A 19,028-nucleotide genomic window follows, 5' to 3' on the forward strand; every position below is an offset into this window, starting at 1 on the left:
TACCAAATTTTTCACCTCATATAATCAAATCCAGGTCTATTTAAGAATTGGGGTTTTTGCCGACGACACCCAGACGCGGGAAGATGCTGAAGTTTATACCTGATTTGATTTAAGGACTCTTAGCTTTTCACTAATGAGAAAGTTTACTTTGATTGTCCGAAAACAGTATAGCCTAGATATTGTGTTATTAGTTGTGAAGTTTCTGTGAAGTTGAGGTCAATAACACGCAAATTCCTGAGTTGGGCTTTTATCATTGGCTGTAAACATGACAATCTGTTTTAGTCTGCGGTTATGATACTTGATATCAATGGGAAAAATTTCTCTTCCCTGTTCTCAAGTCCAGATTCCTATAACTTAATCCCTAATTGTTAATGTCCAATCCGGACTTGTTTTAAATATTCTGACTACTTTTGATCTACTGTCTTTACCAGTAATCCTAATGTGTGGTTAATGCTGGGGCTGGTGTTTAATGGGTAAAAATGGGGATTTTTAGGAAAAATGTCTGCTACTGGTTGTCAACGGGGTAAACTCTGGCTTGATTAGGGATCAGGAGTCAGAAGTAAGTAATTGGACAAAAATATTTACAGTCATTGCGAGCGAAGCGAAGCAATCACAATCCTTGCGATTGCTTCATTTCACTTCGTTCCATATGGCTAACGCCACGCAACGCTTACGCAATGACATTGTGTAATTAATTCTGTCCCACTACTTATGGCTTACGCCAAGTCAGAAGTCAAAAGAAGAGGGAAATTTCTGTCTTTGCTGCTTTTGCTTCTCCTATTTTGTTATTTGGCATATACTCTACCTTTCCATGCGCCTCCAAGACCTTGCCAATGTTGTAATGCTGAATCTAGTGTCATACAAGTATACATAAAGGCAATTATGGGTAGGCTAAAGGCAAAAGCGGGGGAGCATTTGTAAAAGCGAGTAATTGGGAAGTAAGCAAAAGTCATTAGCAGGTATCCGATGACAGAGGTGAGGGTAATTATCCAATTCCCGAATACCAGTCCTAAAATAATTCCTATTGGGGGGACTATATAAACTAAGATCATTCCTAAGAGGCTACCTAGGAGGAGAAAGGGGGAATAATTCAGTTGTGTATAAGCACTTCTGGCGACCATATCCCAAATTGTTTTGAGGGAATCGTAGGGGCGTAAGCTACGGGTGAGAGTGCTGAGTCCTAACCAGATTTTTCCCTTGGTTGATTTGACGGCTTTGGCTAGGGAACAGTCATCAATTAGGGCTTGACGAATAACTTGTAATCCACCAATTCGATTGAGGGCTTCTTTCTGAATGAGAATACAACCTCCGGCGGCGGCGGCGATCGCCTTTTTGGGGTTATTTACCCAGGAAAAGGGATAGAGTTTTTGGAAGAAGAAGACGAATGCGGGTATTAATAGTTGTTCCCAAAAGCTTTGACAGCGTAATCGTACCATGATGGATACGAGGTCTAATTTCTGTGCTTCGGCTTTGGCAACTAGGCGGCGGAGGTTACTGGGATGATGTTCTATATCTGCGTCTGTAAGTAAAAAATAGTCTGGTTTTAATTGGCTGGCTGTTTGTACACCTTGTTCCATTGCCCATAATTTGCCTGTCCAACCCGGAGGTAATGGGGGGCTGGATATAATCTGCAATTGTGGGGTTTTGTCGAGGGCGTGGGCTACTCCTTGGGCAAAGTTGGCTGTACCGTCGCTACTTTGATCGTCTACTAGGAAGATGGTGAATTTACCAGGATAGTCTTGCAGGAGGAGCGATCGCAAGCTAACAGGAATGACATCGGCTTCATTACGGGCAGGAATTATTACGCACACGGTCGGTAAGATGTTGTTATCAATATCTTTATCTTTATTTGCTTCTAATTGGTGATTAACTCGCCAAAACTGCCCCCAAAATAAGAGTAAAAATATCCAAATGACTAAGGATAGAAGGGTCAAACTGAATATAATTGTTGCCATAACTGTTGCTGTACTCCAATTTAAAATTTAAAAGACAAATTTAATTCTTTTACTGACTTGGATAGAATACAATGTTTGCTGATTTTGCGGAAGAATTTTCTCGTAATTCGGTTATGTTATTTAAATATTGTTTGGTGCTGAGGTAGGTATTTGATGCAAACACAAGATAGAATAAAAGTCAAGCAAGTTGTTGATGCGATAGCCGCAAGTCAAAAACATCTACTTTCTATTCAAAATCCCGATGGTTATTGGTGGGCTGAGTTAGAGTCTAATGTTACCATCACTTCGGAAGCTGTTTTATTACATAAGATTTGGGGAACTGAGAAAACCAGACCTTTACATAAAGTTGAAAATTATCTCCGTTCTCAACAACGAGAACATGGAGGTTGGGAATTGTTTTATGGTGATGGTGGAGATTTAAACACAACTGTAGAAGCCTATATGGCTTTAAGATTGTTAGGTGTACCCGCTACAGATACCGCATTGCTGAAAGCGAAATCTCTAATTTTAGCTAAAGGTGGTATTAGCAAAACTCGGATTTTTACAAAGTTACATCTAGCTTTAATTGGCTGTTATAATTGGCGCGGACTGCCTTCTTTACCACCTTGGGTAATGTTGCTACCCGATAATTTTTTCTTCAATATTTATGAACTTTCGAGTTGGGCGCGTTCTAGCACTGTGCCATTATTAATTGTCTTTGATCGAAAACCAATTTTTAACATTGATCAGCCAATTAATTTAGATGAATTATATGCTGAATGTATAGAGAATGTGGTTTGGCAATTACCAAAAAATGGTGATTGGTCAGATATTTTTAATATCCTTGATGATGGCTTTAAATTAGCAGAAAGTATTAACTTTGTTCCTTTTAGAAATGAAGGAATTAAAGCCGCAGAAAAATGGATTTTAGAACGTCAAGAAGTTACAGGTGATTGGGGGGGGATTATTCCCGCAATGTTAAATTCTCTGTTAGCTTTAAAGTGTTTAGATTATGATGCTAATGATCCGGTTATCGAACGGGGTTTAAAAGCAGTTGATAATTTCGCCATTGAAACAGAAAATAGTTACTGTGTCCAACCTTGTGTTTCTCCTGTATGGGATACAGCTTGGGCGATTCGGGCTTTGATTGATTCAGGTTTTGCCCCAAATGATCCGGCTATTGTTAAAGCTGGAGAATGGTTAATAGAGAAACAAATTCTCGATTATGGTGATTGGAATGTCAAAAACAAGCAGGGAAAACCCGGTGCTTGGGCGTTTGAATTTGAAAATCGTTTTTACCCAGATGTGGATGATTCGGCTGTGGTTGTCATGGCTTTACATCAAGCAAAATTGCCAAATGAGGAACTAAAAAAACAAGCTATTGATAGGGCTTTAAATTGGATTGCGACGATGCAATGTAAACCAGGTGGTTGGGCGGCTTTTGATCTTAATAATGATCAAGAATGGCTCAATTCTGTCCCCTATGGTGATTTGAAAGCGATGATTGATCCAAATACGGCTGATGTCACTGCTAGAGTATTGGAAATGTTGGGGGCTTGTAATTTATCAATTCAACCAGATAATTTAGAAAAGTCTTTAGATTATCTTTTGAAAGAACAAGAAATAGAAGGTTGTTGGTTTGGACGTTGGGGTGTAAATTACATTTATGGAACTAGCGGCGTTTTATCAGCTTTGGCTTTAATTAATCCTTTGAAATATGCTAGAGATATAAATCAAGGTGCAGCTTGGTTAGTAAAAGTACAAAATTCTGATGGTGGTTGGGGAGAAACTTGTTTTAGTTACAATGATCCTAGTTTAAAAGGAAAAGGTGACAGTACAGCATCCCAAACTGCATGGGCTTTAATTGGGTTAATAGCAGCAGGTGAAGCTACGGGAAAATTAGCTCTTGATAGTATTGAAAAGGGGATTAATTACCTGCTAGAAACGCAAAAATCCGATGGTACTTGGGATGAAATTTACTTTACCGGCACGGGCTTTCCTTGTCATTTTTATTTGAAGTATCACCTTTATCAACAGTATTTTCCTTTAATGGCTTTGGGAAGATATCAAGCAATTCGTTAGAGGATATTTGAAAAGGCTAGGTTCATCCTGTACACAGACAAAAACCACCTTCATGGGTTTCAGCCCTTAATTCTTTGTTAGCCTATGCAGGTGGTCACTGAGCAGTTCGACAAGTGTTACAGTGAGCTTGTCGAAATGTGAACTTTGTTTGTGTAGCAGCTTTTTAAACTCTGAACTTTTACATAAATATTGGCAATGAATAGTCTAATTACTACTTTTACTCAAAGCATCATTGCTTTTACAGTCACTAATATTGATGACATTATTATTTTGCTCCTATTTTTTTCGCAAATAGATCAAAATTTCCGCCGTAGACATATTTTTATCGGTCAATATCTGGGCTTCGCTGTTATTATTCTCCTCAGTTTACCAGGTTTTTTTGGTGGTTTATTTATCAAGAGAGAATTAATTGGATTATTAGGAATATTACCAATAATTATCAAACAATTACTAAATAGAGAAGAGACAAATACGGAAATTCAGACTGTTAATAGTGATTTCGTCAAGCCATTACATCCTCAATCTGTATTTTCTTGGTTATCGAATATTCTACATCCAAATACTTGTAAAGTTGCAGCAGTTACGGTTGCAAATGGTAGTGATAATATCAGTATTTATATACCTCTATTTGCAGGAGAAAATTTTGCTAACTTAGTAATTTAATTATTCTCGTGATATTTTTTGGCATGGTTGGGGTTTACGGTGGTATTGCTTATTTATTGAGTCGTTAAACTACTATTGGTTATATTTTAAATATTTATCGTCAGGCTATTGTCCCCTTTGTGTTAATTGGTTTAGGGTTATTTATTATTTATTATTTATGAACGCGGTACTTTTACTATAACTAATTTTTGGAAATAGCTTTAATGCAAGTTTTTCCTGCACCCGCTGCACCTTTTATTTTTTGTTGTTTTGCTTGACTAATAATTAGTTGTTTTTGTCTAGAGATGATCAATTTGTACAGTGCATAAGTCCTAATTATTATCTAAATTTTCCGATAAAAAGTTAAGTAAATGCAAATCACCATCAGTAGGTTTCGCGCGTAATTGATGAATTTGTTCTAGTGAAGGAAAAACTTGTGCCATAAAAAACTATAATGACAGTTGGGCGTTGCTGAATTGAGGTATGAAATTGAAAAATCAAAAAAATGAAACTCTTACTCTCTGCGACTCTGCGCCTCTGCGTGAAATAAAATCATACTCTTAATCAGCAACGCCGACAGTTGTAGTAACTATATCATGTCTAGCTAAAAACAAACCCTCTCATTATGTAATGAGAGGGCTTATTGTAAGTATTAAACCTGGCATCGAGCTATTTTCACGTGGGGCTACCCCCAAACTATCGTCGCCGCAGCAGCGTTTCACCTCTGAGTTCGGGAAGGGATCAGTGTGGTTCCACCGCGCCATAGACACCAGGAAAGAATTTAGAATTGAGAATTGAGAATTTAGAATTAAAGAATAATTTTAGATTCTAACTGAGGGTGTTCATAACCCTGAAGACTGCATTTGAGAAAGAGAAATCACAATAACAAATTGAATAGAGGTCAAGCCCTCGGTCTATTAGTACCCCTCAGCTTCATACATTACTGTACTTCCACTTAGAGCCTATTAACGGGTGTTCTGCCCGTGACCTTACCTACTTTTTGTAGTGAGAGTACTCATCTTGAGGTGGGCTTCCCACTTAGATGCTTTCAGCGGTTATCCTCTCCGCACTTGGCTACCCAGCGTTTACTGTTGGTACAATAACTGGTACACCAGCGGTGCGTTCCTCCCGGTCCTCTCGTACTAAGGAGGACTCCTCTCAATACTCTTGCGCCTGCACCGGATATGGACCGAACTGTCTCACGACGTTCTGAACCCAGCTCACGTACCGCTTTAATGGGCGAACAGCCCAACCCTTGGGACGTACTTCCGCCCCAGGTTGCGATGAGCCGACATCGAGGTGCCAAACCTCCCCGTCGATGTGGACTCTTGGGGGAGATCAGCCTGTTATCCCTAGAGTAACTTTTATCCGTTGAGCGACGGCCATTCCACTCTGCGCCGTCGGATCACTAAGGCCTACTTTCGTACCTGCTCGACTTGTCGGTCTTGCAGTCAAGCTCCCTTCTGCCTTTACACTCTTCGCACGGTTTCCAAGCGTGCTGAGGGAACCTTTGCGCGCCTCCGTTACCTTTTAGGAGGCGACCGCCCCAGTCAAACTGCCCACCTGAAACTGTTCCCCGACCGGCTTACGGTCGTGGGTTAGAATTCTAGCTTCGCCAGAGTGGTATCTCACCGTTAGCTCCTTATTCCCCAAAAGGAATAACTCACCGCTTCCCACCTATCCTGCGCAAGCGAAGCCCGAACACAATTCCAGGCTACAGTAAAGCTTCATAGGGTCTTTCTGTCCAGGTGCAGGCAGTCCGTATCTTCACAGACATTCCTATTTCGCCGAGTCTCTCTCTGAGACACCATCCAAATCGTTACGCCTTTCGTGCGGGTCGGAACTTACCCGACAAGGAATTTCGCTACCTTAGGACCGTTATAGTTACGGCCGCCGTTCACCGGGGCTTCGGTCGCCAGCTTCACTTTCGCTGACCAGCTTCCTTAACCTTCCGGCACTGGGCAGGCGTCAGCCCCCATACGTCCTCTTGCGAGTTGGCGGAGACCTGTGTTTTTGGTAAACAGTCGCTTGGATCTCTTCACTGCGACCCACTTCTTAGGTGGGCACCCCTTCTTCCGAAGTTACGGGGCCATTTTGCCGAGTTCCTTAGAGAGAGTTATCTCGCGCCCCTTGGTATTCTCAACCTCCCTACCTGTGTCGGTTTCGGGTACGGGTGTTCTATCTTCATCACATACACAGCTTTTCTTGGCACTTTCCTTCACCACTCGGAGTTCGTAAACCCCTCCCAAACCAATCAGGGTATGGCTATCTTTCATGCGTCCCTGTCTATGCTCCCACAGAACAGTAAGTGACTATTGACACTTTGTCCATCGACTACGCCGTTCGGCCTCGCCTTAGGTCCCGACTAACCCAGAGTGGACGAACCTGGCTCTGGAACCCTTAGGGTTTCGGGGTGTATGATTCTCACATACATTTGCGCTACTCAAGCCGACATTCTCACTTCCGTTTCGTCCACAGCTGCTCGCCGCTACTGCTTCTACCTACGACGGAACGCTCCCCTACCGATTATGATTAGTAATCCCACAGCTTCGGTACATCACTTAGCCCCGTTCATTTTCGGCGCAAGATCGCTTGACTAGTGAGCTATTACGCACTCTTTCAAGGGTGGCTGCTTCTAGGCAAACCTCCTAGTTGTCTAGGCAATCTCACCTCCTTTATCACTTAGTGATGATTTGGGGACCTTAGCTGGTGGTCTGGGCTGTTTCCCTCTTGACAATGAAGCTTATCCCCCACTGTCTCACTGGCTGTGTGTTCTCTGGGTATTCTGAGTTTGTCTCGATTTGGTACCGGTCTCCCAGCCCGCACCGAAACAGTGCTTTACCCCCCAGATTTAATCACAACCGCTGCGCCTCAACACATTTCGGGGAGAACCAGCTAGCTCCTGGTTCGATTGGTATTTCACCCCTAACCACACCTCATCCGCCGATTTTTCAACATCGGTCGGTTCGGACCTCCACTTGGTGTTACCCAAGCTTCATCCTGGACATGGTTAGATCACCAGGGTTCGGGTCTATAAACACTGATATCACGCCCTCTTCAGACTCGGTTTCCCTTTGGCTCCAGCATTCTCGCTTTAACCTACCAGTGCCTATAAGTCGCCGGCTCATTCTTCAACAGGCACGCGGTCATCCGTTAAATCGGACTCCCACTGCTTGTAAGCTTATGGTTTCATGTTCTATTTCACTCCCCTTCCGGGGTTCTTTTCACCTTTCCCTCGCGGTACTTGTTCACTATCGGTCACACAGTAGTATTTAGCCTTACGAGGTGGTCCTCGCTGATTCACATGGAATTCCTCGTGCTCCATGCTACTCGGGATTCAGCTACTATCCTTTGACTTTCAACTACGGGACTTTCACCCCCTCTGGTACAGTATTTAGCTGTTTCGTCTAGTCTCTAGATTCGATATCGCTGTCCCACGACCCCAAAGGATAAATCCCTTGGTTTAGGCTCTTCCCCTTTCGCTCACCACTACTTAGGGAATCTCTAGTTTGATTTCTCTTCCTCCAGCTACTAAGATGTTTCAGTTCGCTGGGTTGGCTCTTTCCTGTCTATATATTCAACAGGTAGTACATAGGGTTGCCCCATTCGGATATTTCCGGCTCTTAGTTTGCTTCCAACTCCCCGGAACATTTCGTCGGTAACCACGTCCTTCTTCGCCTCTGTGTGCCTAGGTATCCACCATTAGCCCTTATTAGCTTGACCACATTTTCTGCTTGTTTGCTTTCACATCCATCTCAATGTCTGTGTCTGCCTGCTTTTTCTCTTTCTCTTATGCAGTTTTCAAGGTTCTGGCTGGAATTTAACCCAGCAGTCTAACCATAGTTGTTAGGTGCTGACTTTGATTCAATTTTTGAACTAAGCCGAATAATACTTTGAAAGATATCTACCAATCTCGACCGACCTAGGTTAGACCAATTTAGTTTCTATTCACAACTTGCATTGCTTTCAAGTTCTAAATGGATTAGGTCTCCCTAAAAGGAGGTGATCCAGCCACACCTTCCGGTACGGCTACCTTGTTACGACTTCACCCCAGTCATCAGTCCTACCTTAGGCATCCCCCTCCTTGCGGTTGGGGTAACGACTTCGGGCGTGACCAACTTCCATGGTGTGACGGGCGGTGTGTACAAGGCCCGGGAACGAATTCACTGCAGTATGCTGACCTGCAATTACTAGCGATTCCTCCTTCACGAAGGCGAGTTGCAGCCTTCGATCTGAACTGAGCTACGGTTTATGAGATTCGCATCACATCGCTGTGTAGCTGCCCTTTGTCCGTAGCATTGTAGTACGTGTGTAGCCCAAGACGTAAGGGGCATGCTGACTTGACGTCATCCCCACCTTCCTCCGGTTTGTCACCGGCAGTCTCTCTAGAGTGCCCAACTTAATGCTGGCAACTAAAAACGAGGGTTGCGCTCGTTGCGGGACTTAACCCAACATCTCACGACACGAGCTGACGACAGCCATGCACCACCTGTGTTCACGCTCCCGAAGGCACTTCCATCTTTCAACGGAATTCGTGACATGTCAAGCCTTGGTAAGGTTCTTCGCGTTGCATCGAATTAAACCACATACTCCACCGCTTGTGCGGGCCCCCGTCAATTCCTTTGAGTTTCACAGTTGCCTGCGTACTCCCCAGGCGGGATACTTAACGCGTTAGCTACGGCACAGCTCGGGTCGATACGAGCTACGCCTAGTATCCATCGTTTACGGCTAGGACTACTGGGGTATCTAATCCCATTCGCTCCCCTAGCTTTCGTCCCTCAGTGTCAGTCTTGGCCTAGCAGAGCGCCTTCGCCACCGGTGTTCTTCCTGATATCTACGCATTTCACCGCTACACCAGGAATTCCCTCTGCCCCGACCACACTCTAGCTTTGTAGTTTCCACTGCTTTTATTTGGTTGAGCCAAACTCTTTAACAGCAGACTTACAATGCCACCTGCGGACCCTTTACGCCCAATCATTCCGGATAACGCTTGCATCCTCCGTATTACCGCGGCTGCTGGCACGGAGTTAGCCGATGCTTATTCCTCAGGTACCGTCATTCTGTTCTTCCCTGAGAAAAGAGGTTTACAACCCAAGAGCCTTCCTCCCTCACGCGGTATTGCTCCGTCAGGCTTTCGCCCATTGCGGAAAATTCCCCACTGCTGCCTCCCGTAGGAGTCTGGGCCGTGTCTCAGTCCCAGTGTGGCTGATCATCCTCTCAGACCAGCTACTGATCGTCGCCTTGGTAGGCTCTTACCCCACCAACTAGCTAATCAGACGCAAGCTCTTCTTCAGGCAGCAAGCCTTTCACCTCTCGGCACATTGGGTATTAGCCACCGTTTCCAGTGGTTGTCCCCAACCTGAAGGTAGATTCTTACGCGTTACTCACCCGTCCGCCACTATCTCCTAAAAGACCGTTCGACTTGCATGTGTTAAGCATACCGCCAGCGTTCATCCTGAGCCAGGATCAAACTCTCCATTTTGTTTTTTCGAGTTTGTTGGCTCCGAAATTAGTTAAAATCTCGAATCCTCTTTCAATTATCTTTACGACGAGGATTGGTTTAATCTATTCTTTCAAAGTATTATTTTTTCTCGGTTCAGTTGTCCGGGAGTTGTTTCTTTCTCTCGGCACTTATCTAATATAGCAATCCTTCCTTTTTCTGTCAAGGGGTTTGAGAAATATTTTTTAGGGGGTGGGTCGGAAATAGCTGAAAGCCCTATGCAATTAGGGATTTAGGGTATTTTTGATTTATCGGATCGGCAATAATGTTATGGATATGGCGAAAAAACAAGAGTGATATTTTCTGCTTGATGCAGGTTAGAGAAATATAGTAAGTAAGTAGGGGTTGCTGGAAAAGTTATCTGTGAGGGACATAAGTATGGCTAACGCCACGCTGCGCTATCAGCAAGCCCTAAGTAGGTGAACACAATAAAACCAAACTGTGTAAAGAAACGTAAAATCGCTGAAAACTTCTTTACTCTTGCCTCTTGTAATTTAAGGTTATTTATTGGGAAGTTTTTGAGGGGGAATCCTTTTGTAAGCGCAGTAATGTATTATAAAGCTGTCGTTTTAAATTACTGTTTTTTGGATTTCTACGGTAATTTTGTTAAATTGCTCGATGGTGAGACCACTATCCTCAACTATCTTTTGAGAATGGTTGCAATAATTTACGGCAATATCTTTGGCTTTGTTTGGTAGTGTAATGAAACTTTTGGAATCATTACAGATTACTTGGGGAATGTCTTTGCTACCGATCAGGTTTTTAATTTCTTTAAAGGCCTGCTGACGGGCTGGCTCCATGCCTAATACAGCTTTTGCGTAATTAGTTACTTCTGTACTGTTAAGGTTTAAAGTTTGAGCAGTTACTTTGGAATTGAGACCAAAAGTCCCAGAAATCAGGCTTGTACTGGTAATAGTTGCCAAGATCAAGGATTGATAGGGGGTTCTCTGCAACCGTTTGGTTAAATAAAGACTATAAGTTTTGAGCATACAACAGGTGACACAGAGGGAAAATAGGGAATAACATAATATGTTTGAATTATTTTCTGAATTAGAAGTTCCAGTCAAGATTGAAATTGAATATTTCGATGTGGATATTAAGTGCGGCGGCATATTTGACAAAGTTCGATGACTTTAGTTTGTAGTGTTGAGGTTTCGGATGCACCTTGCTTGAGGCTGACTTCTAATTCTAATAGCAGTGGTAAGGCAGAGATGAGTTGCTGTAGGGGGAGGGATTTGACTTCTTGCTGTAGGAAGTAGATGCGTTTGGGGTTAGAGATTTCAGCACCTTGAGCGATCGCTTGGGGGTTGCGTTCACCACTGTCCATCATCATTTTTACTAATAACCAGGTGCGAAATTGACCAATGAGTGTGGCAACTATCCGTAAACCCGGTTCGGCTGCATTGCTGAGATCACCTAAGATGCCTAAGGCTTTTGGGGTGTCTCCAGTTCTGATGGCTGTTGCTAGTTGTAAGGTGTTTTGAGTAGTATTTCTGACTAATTCCGATACTGTATTCACATCTAAAGGTTTGCCACTACCTTCTGTATAAAGACGTAATTTTTCGAGTTCATTGTAGAGAAGACGGGTATCATTGCCTACGGATTCGGCTAATAGTTCGGCTACTAGGGGACTGATTTTTAGACCGATGGTTTGAGCGACTTGTTGAACTGATTGGACTAAAAGTTCGGTTTTCCAAGGGGGAATGAGGGAAAATTCGGAAATTGTTGCAAATTGTTTGAGGAGTTTTGTGCTTTTCAGTCGTTCATCTGGTTTGTTGCGACTGGTTAATAGTAAGGTAGAGTCTGGAGGGATGACCTTAAGAGTGCGTTGTAATTCTGCGAGGATGTGGTCTGGACAATTTTGCCCCAGAGTGGTGTTGATGAGCCATACGAAACGCCCACCAGCACCGAATGGCGGTGTCATTGCTTGATTTAAAGCTTGGATGATAGGATCGGGTTGATCTGGAGGAAATGAGGTATAGTTAAAACTAGTCCACAGGGGATCAAGAATGCGATCGCGCAAAGTGACTACGGCTTTTTCCATCGCAAAATCATCTTCGCCCCAGTAAACATATATTGGCATGGTAATTTAATTAAAATTAAAAATTAATTTGGTCAAATTGAGTAAATCTCCCTACAATCTATCAAAAGAGCGCAAGGTGATCAAGATTGGACGACAACTACCAAACTTATTTAAATCGGGTAGCACGCATGACGCTACCAGAAGCTTACAAAACCCAGATTCAGCATATTCAGGAATCTTCTAAATTTCGAGTTCATGCTGGAGTCAGAGAGGCTACACCCTTTCCAGGCTATACGCTGATTACCCCACCAGCACAAGAAGACGCAAATAACGCTGCTTTTTACAGCAAAATACAAGCCTATCAACAGCAATTATTAAAGTTACCCATTGCTAGTGATTTGATTGTACCTGTTCCTCCTGCTAGTTTTCATGTGACGGTGGCAGATTTAATTTGGGACAGCGCTTTTCATCATGCTTGTGCAAAAAACCCTCAATTTGCTGAAGATTTGAATTCTCAATTAGCTGAGAGGTTTCAAGAATATCAAAAATTGATGACAAAGGGATCACCTATATCTTGGCAAATGTTAGGATTGATTGTCATGCCCAGGGCTGTGGGTATGTGTTTAGTACCAAAAGATAAACGTTCCTATGAGGAAATTATTCAATTTCGGCGGATAATTTATCAAAATCGCACATTAATGGGTTTGGGTATTGAGCAGCATTATCATTTTACAGCCCATGTGACATTGGGTTACTTTGGCGAAATTCCCCCAGAATTAAACAGGGTAAACCTGACTACCATGTTTTGTGAGTTTAATCAATCATTGCCGTTAGATACGCCAGATTTTCTCATTGATCAGGTGGAATTACGAAAATTTGATAATATGACCCATTATTATCGTCAACCAGACTGGCCAAGTGTAAATTTTAAGTCAATGGGGGTTTAGCAAAAGCTGAATGGTGTCAACTTAAGCTACAGATGGCTTATTTGTTTGGCTTCCACACCCACCCAGAAATGATAGCGTAGCGTGGCGTTAGCCATATTTCATGGCTAATAGTCAAAGTTTACAGGAATATCCGGTAAGCGTAAAGCTCAGTGGCTAAAGCCGCTGAGATATAAGCGACTCGTGCGGTTTTAACCGCATAGAGTTTCTTTTTGGCAAAGGTGGGTTAAAAAGATCAGAGAATTTATCTTTTGCGTTCTATAGTGTTGGCAATGCCCACAGGACAAGTTTATGGCAATTTATCTAAATAAGGACTGACATCAACAGCTAATTTTTGTCCTAGTTTCAGTAATTGACGACATTGCATAGTTTCTGCTTCACTATCAAGACTGGTAATTCGTGGCAATATTTGACTGTGTAAACAACTCCAATAGAGTTCTTGGGAATGGTTTAAATTAATGCCAAGATGTAATTTATAACCAACATCAATTAATCGTTCTAACCGCTGAATATCTGCATCTATCTTGCTATTGGCAGTATATAATAATTGCCACAATAACCGGACTATTAATTGCTCTAAAATTTGATTACCATCGGGAATATTCAATTGACAACGCAGATGTTCAGCTTCAGTAGCGATCGCTTCCAACTCTCCAATCAAATTCCAGCTTAATTGCAATTCAGTAATATCTTGTTCTAGAGATTTCAACGTTGTCAGACAACGATACCCCAAAGCAATTTCCGCCGCTACCTGTAATTCTCGTGGTACTTCCAACTCATCCCGATGAAAAGCCATAATCACACCGTAATTATCACGATATGCCTGAGTATATAACTGGTCTAATCGTGCCAGTGTATCCTGACTCAACAACCGCATAATCCGGTGACGTTCTTCCGCAAATAAAGTCTGTAAACTAAAGGTATCGTCCCCAAATAATTGAGTCATCACCAAAATCACATGAGCGATACTAGCCTGTTGTAGGGACGTAAACAGCTTTTCCTTGATTTGACTATAGTTACGTCGTCCTGCAAACTGCTGAATACAGCAATGAAAATCCCAACCACCCAAATGCAAAACCGCAAATACTAAATTTTCACTTTCCCAAGTAATATCTGACACTAGCTGCAAATGCCCCACTGCCATAGTTAATGGTCCCAAGCTTTGCTTATGATAATCTAGCTCATGGGCATTATAGCAATAAACACGCTGATGAGGAATATGGTGATGTTTATCTGTTTGTTGTTGAGGGAGAGTATTTTTGTGATGATTAAAAAGGGAAGTAATAGCGTAATGGGAAGCAACTTGTTTAAAATCAATTTGGGCAGTTAGCACTAACTGACGATATATCTCCGCCCCATGTTTAAACTCTTCTACATTACTAGGAGCTAAACCCAAACGTTTAAGAAAGCCTTTTTCTAATTGTACACCTGCCACATCTCCTGCTAATTCTAAAGCGCGAGAGGCATAACGCAAAATCTGTGTTCCCTCTGGGCGAGAAATTTCCTCAAAAAACCAGCCGCAACTGGTGAACATTAGCAAAGAGTGACGCTGCATTTCCAACAAGCGTAAAGCTTCTACCTGTTCAGCCGCTTGGAGTTTGCGAGTTTGATGGTGAGATAGAAACCGGTGAATATTAGCGGGAGTGCGATCGCCCATGACATAAATATATTCGTCCCTCGCTTGCCAAGGATCACGAAATAAGGGATTACCATATTCCTCATAGACATCAATTAACTGATCTCGCAGCCAATTTAACGCATTACGTAAGGGTCGTCGCCATTTTTGATGCCACACACCCCCTTCACCACCACAACCACAATCATCCTGCCATCTGTCCACACCGTGAGCGCAACTCCAAGCCGTCACCGACTTTAATTTTACTTCCCAAGAGGGAGGATTTAAACTTAGATAGTGGGCAAAATTGGTGACAGTCCAACCATGACGGGGAAACTCACCAATAAAGGCATAGGCTAAAGTCTTCTCTGTTCCCTTTTTATGATGTCCAAAAGTTTCCCCATCTGTAGCTACAGAAATCAATTGGGACTGACGATGATCCCCGCGAATAGCCGCCCCAATCCGTCCTGCAAAATGATGGGAATTGTAGACAACATCACTAAAACCCATATCCCGCGAAATTGGACCATCGTAGAAAAATATATCAATATAGGCAGTTGATGTTTTTGCAGACTCGTCACTATCTAAATAACAGCGATAAGGACGAGTAGGATCAATCTGATTACCCCCCACCTCATGCCATTGACTACCAGAATCATCTCCTGTGGGGATTAGACGACAACGCTGGGCTTGAGAAGGGGCTAAAATGATAAATTTAATGCCTTCCGCTACCAAGGCTTCTAAAGTGGCATAATCTACGGCTGTTTCCGCCAACCACATTCCTTCAGGTTCACGACCAAAGCGAGAACGGAAATCTTCCTTACCCCAGCGAATTTGTGTATGTTTATCCCGTTCATTGGCTAGAGGCAGGATAATATGATTATAAACTTGAGCGATCGCATTGCCATGACCATTGAGGCGATCGCAGCTTTTAGCATCAGCCTCCAAAATCCGCTGATAAACCTCCATGTCGTGGCGTTCTAACCACGACATCAGCGTAGGACCGATATTAAAACTCATGTATTCATAATTATTCACAATCTTCACAACCTCGCCTCGGTCATTGAAGACCCTAGCAAAAGCATTAGGACGATAGCATTCCCAATGAATCCGCTCATTCCAGTCATGAAAAGGACTAGCACTAGGTTGACGTTCAATCGCATCAAGATAGGGATTTTCTCTAGGAGGTTGATAAAAATGCCCATGAACCGTCACATAAACACCCTGAGCAGTTTTCAGGGGATCATGTTCAGGACTGGATTTAGCCTCTTGATCTAATGGTAATATTGAGTCATAACTACTTGGTATTTCCGCTGCCAAAGTCATATATCTTTATCCAAATAAATGTGTAATTTTGAAGAATATTCTTACTATATATACCTTTTTACAATTGTTGTCACTGTGAGGAATAGAAGTTCAGAAGTATGGCTAACGCCACGCTACGCTACCATGAGGTAGGGGCGCAGGGCCTGCGCCCATTCAGGAGTATGGCTAACGCCACGCTGCGCTATCAGGAGTTCAGGAGGAAGAATTTGCTCAATGACCAATAAGTAGGTTGGCGTTGAAAATTGTCGTTATAGCAAGGCAAGAGGCAAAAGTAAAGAAGTTTTCAGCGATTTTACGTTTCTTTACACAGTTTGGTTTTATTGTGTTCACCTACTTAACCAATGACCAATGACTAATGACTAATGACTAATGTACAGATATGATAGGTATTCAAATGCACATGATATTTTAGACATTGTGTAAAAATCCCCTAAACTCAAGGTAAAAATGTCAATCAAGAACATTATTTTCAGCATTCTGCTGCTGTTTATACCCATATCTCTAGCAGCCCACTTTTTAGAATGGGGAGACTTAATAGTTTTCATCACCGCAGCATTAGCGATTCTCCCCCTAGCAGCTTGGATGGGTACAGCTACCGAAGAAATCACCGTAGTCGTCGGTCCAGGAATAGGCGGATTTTTAAACGCGACTTTTGGCAATGCCACAGAATTGATTATCGCCTTAGTTGCCCTGAACGCGGGTTTAATAGATGTCGTTAAAGCCAGTATCACAGGTTCAATTATCAGTAACTTACTCTTAGTCATGGGCTTATCCATGCTACTAGGGGGAATTCGCTACAAAGAGCAAACATTTGAATCAGTTGTAGCGCGAGTAAATGCTTCCTCCATGAACTTGGCAGTAATTGCTATTTTGCTACCAACAGCAATGAACTATACCTCCATAGGTATTAGCGAAGCAACCGTGCAGAATCTCTCCCTAGCTGTAGCCATTGTCCTAATTTTGGTTTACGGCTTAACACTACTATTTTCGATGAAAACTCATGCTTATTTGTATGAAGTTGGTATAGCAGAAATAGAAGAAGACGAAGTTACCCATGAAAAACCAAATGTCTGGTTATGGAGTGGTGTGCTTTTAGTTTGTACCCTGTTAGTTGCCTGGGAGTCAGAATTGCTAGTTGATTCCTTAGAAGTCGCTACATCTAAACTAGGTCTAAGCGCACTATTTACCGGGGTAATTTTAGTTCCCATTATCGGTAACGCTGCTGAACACGCCACCGCAGTCACCGTAGCCATGAAAAATAAAATGGATCTGGCTATGTCTGTCGCTGTAGGTTCAAGTATGCAAATTGCCCTGTTTGTTGCCCCAGTCTTAGTAATTGCCGGTTGGATAGTTGGACAACCAATGGATTTAGATTTTAACCCCTTTGAATTAGTAGCTGTTGCTGTATCAGTTTTAATTGCTAATAGCATTAGTTCCGATGGTAAATCTAATTGGTTAGAAGGAACATTACTTCTAGCAGCTTATACTGTCTTGGGTTTTGCCTTCTACTTCCATCCAGTTACTAATGGGATGGGTTAATTACACCATGCCACCGTGCTGACAAATACCCCAACAAATTTATTCAAGATTTGATATTCCCAATCTAATCAATTGGGATTTTTTATCCTTTACCAAGACCTAAATATTTTTTTGATAATTTTAACTCCCTTAAGATAGATGAATAAAATTCATAATAATTATAGTCTCAAATCAGATCATTCTTCCGATATTAACCGCTAGTACCGCCAGGCGGAAGTTAAAAATCAAAAGCAATAGGTCATAAGCTTTTTAGCGAGTGAGAATGGCTGGGTTATTTAAGCCGCAGTGTACTAGATTTATTGTGAGAATCTTTACAAAAAAGAGAGTGGGGAATAGGGATTTTTATTTGTTCCCATTTATTCCCCAGATATTCAATTAATTTTGCTCGGATACCTGTATACAGGTATTATACTAAACACGGGTGAGATTTAAACTTTTGCCAAATGACAAAGAACCCAGATGTGTAGGGGTAAAGCCCGCCTGGGAATGAATTCCCAGTCTAATAGCAGAAGTCATCTGAAGATGACTAAATAACCCGGAAATTTTTGAGTAAACTTTAGTTTACTTTCGCTATTAGCCCGGAAATATGGCTTACGCCACGCTACGCTATCATTTCTGAGTGGGTGTTGAAGCCAACAAATAAGCCATCTGTAGCCTAAGTTGACACCAATGAAGCTCTTGCTTTACCCCTACCTTTAGAATCAAACAATCAAGCCGTTTTGAGTATATATTTAATTTTCTAAATAACTCAGTACCATTCTACATTGCCTCTACTTTTCTTTTGCTATTTACTACTTTATAAATAAGCACAGCGATAAAATAAAATGACTGAAATCGGACTGCTGATGATGGGTGTATTGAATCCAAAACCACTAAATGTACCCCATTTTCTCTCACAGAAAATCTTTCCCAGAGAGAATGGTATGGGTTTAACAAATGATCAATCCAATAAATTAGCTGTTTACCATCAAATTACACCGCCAGAATTTACTCAAATCGGTATAACTTCCCCAAATCATCTTTCAATCCTCTCATTCCGAAGGCACAAAATCTTTGAGCAAATAACCCAAAAACAGATGCCCCTCAGTTCTTTTAAAATAGCTGATGCTGGCAATATCCCCATCACAAAAAAAAGAGGTATTCCGGTATCCACAAGATATCCCAGAACCCAGAACCAACCCATGCCGGTTATTAGTTTTGGTAGTTCAGGTATATCTGTGAGAGCTTTACAAAAACTTTTAATTGCCAACGGTTATGGAATACCTATTGATGGAGTTTTTGGACCAGTCACCGAAACTGCTGTCAGAGCTTTTCAAAATCGTCGCCGTCTATCAACAGATGGTGTCGTTGGTCAAAAAACTTGGTGGGAATTAACAATGTAATTGGTAATTGGTCATATAAATCATCTAAATCACAAGAATCA

The 19,028-nt window shown here is 42.1% G+C and carries 9 protein-coding genes and 3 rRNA genes; 5 read left to right on the forward strand and 7 right to left on the reverse strand.

Translation table 11 applies throughout. The features are described 5' to 3' along the window. Nucleotides 1-785: 785 nt before the first annotated feature. On the reverse strand, nucleotides 786-1,955 hold the full coding sequence (locus AA650_RS12865; RefSeq protein WP_053539319.1) for a glycosyltransferase: 1,170 nt from the start codon (nucleotides 1,953-1,955) through the stop codon (nucleotides 786-788). A gap of 153 nt (nucleotides 1,956-2,108) precedes the next feature. Between AA650_RS12865 and shc the strand changes: the two genes are divergently transcribed. Together shc and AA650_RS12875 are read left to right on the forward strand one after the other, a co-directional pair. Next, nucleotides 2,109-4,016: a squalene--hopene cyclase gene (gene shc, locus AA650_RS12870; RefSeq protein ID WP_053539320.1), complete on the forward strand. Its 1,908-nt coding sequence runs from the start codon at nucleotides 2,109-2,111 to the stop codon at nucleotides 4,014-4,016. Nucleotides 4,017-4,211: 195 nt separating this feature from the next. Continuing rightward, nucleotides 4,212-4,679: a cadmium resistance transporter gene (locus AA650_RS12875; protein ID WP_325064629.1), complete on the forward strand. Its 468-nt coding sequence runs from the start codon at nucleotides 4,212-4,214 to the stop codon at nucleotides 4,677-4,679. A gap of 635 nt (nucleotides 4,680-5,314) precedes the next feature. Here the strand turns inward: AA650_RS12875 and rrf are convergent. The 5 genes from rrf to holA all read right to left on the reverse strand — a co-directional run bounded on the left by rrf (nucleotide 5,315) and on the right by holA (nucleotide 12,241). Further along, nucleotides 5,315-5,432, reverse strand: a 5S ribosomal RNA gene (gene rrf / locus AA650_RS12880). Between the two features lie 123 nt (nucleotides 5,433-5,555). Then, nucleotides 5,556-8,381, reverse strand: a 23S ribosomal RNA gene (locus tag AA650_RS12885). A gap of 272 nt (nucleotides 8,382-8,653) precedes the next feature. Next, a 16S ribosomal RNA gene (locus AA650_RS12890) occupies nucleotides 8,654-10,140 on the reverse strand. Together the 16S, 23S and 5S rRNA genes form the textbook arrangement of a ribosomal RNA operon. Before the next feature lie 587 nt (nucleotides 10,141-10,727). Further along, a complete protein-coding gene (locus tag AA650_RS12895; protein WP_335337381.1) occupies nucleotides 10,728-11,081 on the reverse strand; it encodes a DUF4168 domain-containing protein in 354 nt (117 codons plus the stop codon). Between the two features lie 173 nt (nucleotides 11,082-11,254). Next, on the reverse strand, nucleotides 11,255-12,241 hold the full coding sequence (gene holA, locus AA650_RS12900) for a DNA polymerase III subunit delta (RefSeq protein WP_053539321.1): 987 nt from the start codon (nucleotides 12,239-12,241) through the stop codon (nucleotides 11,255-11,257). Between the two features lie 86 nt (nucleotides 12,242-12,327). On the opposite strand from holA, the gene AA650_RS12905 reads away from it, so the two are divergent. Further along, the gene (locus tag AA650_RS12905) at nucleotides 12,328-13,128 is read left to right on the forward strand and encodes a DUF1868 domain-containing protein (RefSeq protein WP_199924242.1); all 801 of its coding nucleotides are present in this window, start codon (nucleotides 12,328-12,330) and stop codon (nucleotides 13,126-13,128) included. A 286-nt stretch (nucleotides 13,129-13,414) separates the two neighbouring features. Here the strand turns inward: AA650_RS12905 and AA650_RS12910 are convergent, their stop codons facing one another. After that, on the reverse strand, nucleotides 13,415-16,066 hold the full coding sequence (locus AA650_RS12910) for a DUF3536 domain-containing protein (protein WP_053539323.1): 2,652 nt from the start codon (nucleotides 16,064-16,066) through the stop codon (nucleotides 13,415-13,417). A 447-nt stretch (nucleotides 16,067-16,513) separates the two neighbouring features. Here AA650_RS12910 and cax point away from each other — a divergent pair, with 447 nt between their 5' ends. After that, nucleotides 16,514-17,605, forward strand: a complete 1,092-nt coding sequence (gene cax, locus AA650_RS12915) for a calcium/proton exchanger (RefSeq protein WP_053539324.1) — start codon at nucleotides 16,514-16,516, stop codon at nucleotides 17,603-17,605. Nucleotides 17,606-18,429: 824 nt separating this feature from the next. Continuing rightward, on the forward strand, nucleotides 18,430-18,987 hold the full coding sequence (locus AA650_RS12920; protein ID WP_233455390.1) for a peptidoglycan-binding protein: 558 nt from the start codon (nucleotides 18,430-18,432) through the stop codon (nucleotides 18,985-18,987). Nucleotides 18,988-19,028 lie beyond the last annotated feature (41 nt).

Source organism: Anabaena sp. WA102 (assembly GCF_001277295.1).
Taxonomy (GTDB): Bacteria; Cyanobacteriota; Cyanobacteriia; order Cyanobacteriales; family Nostocaceae; genus Dolichospermum; species Dolichospermum heterosporum.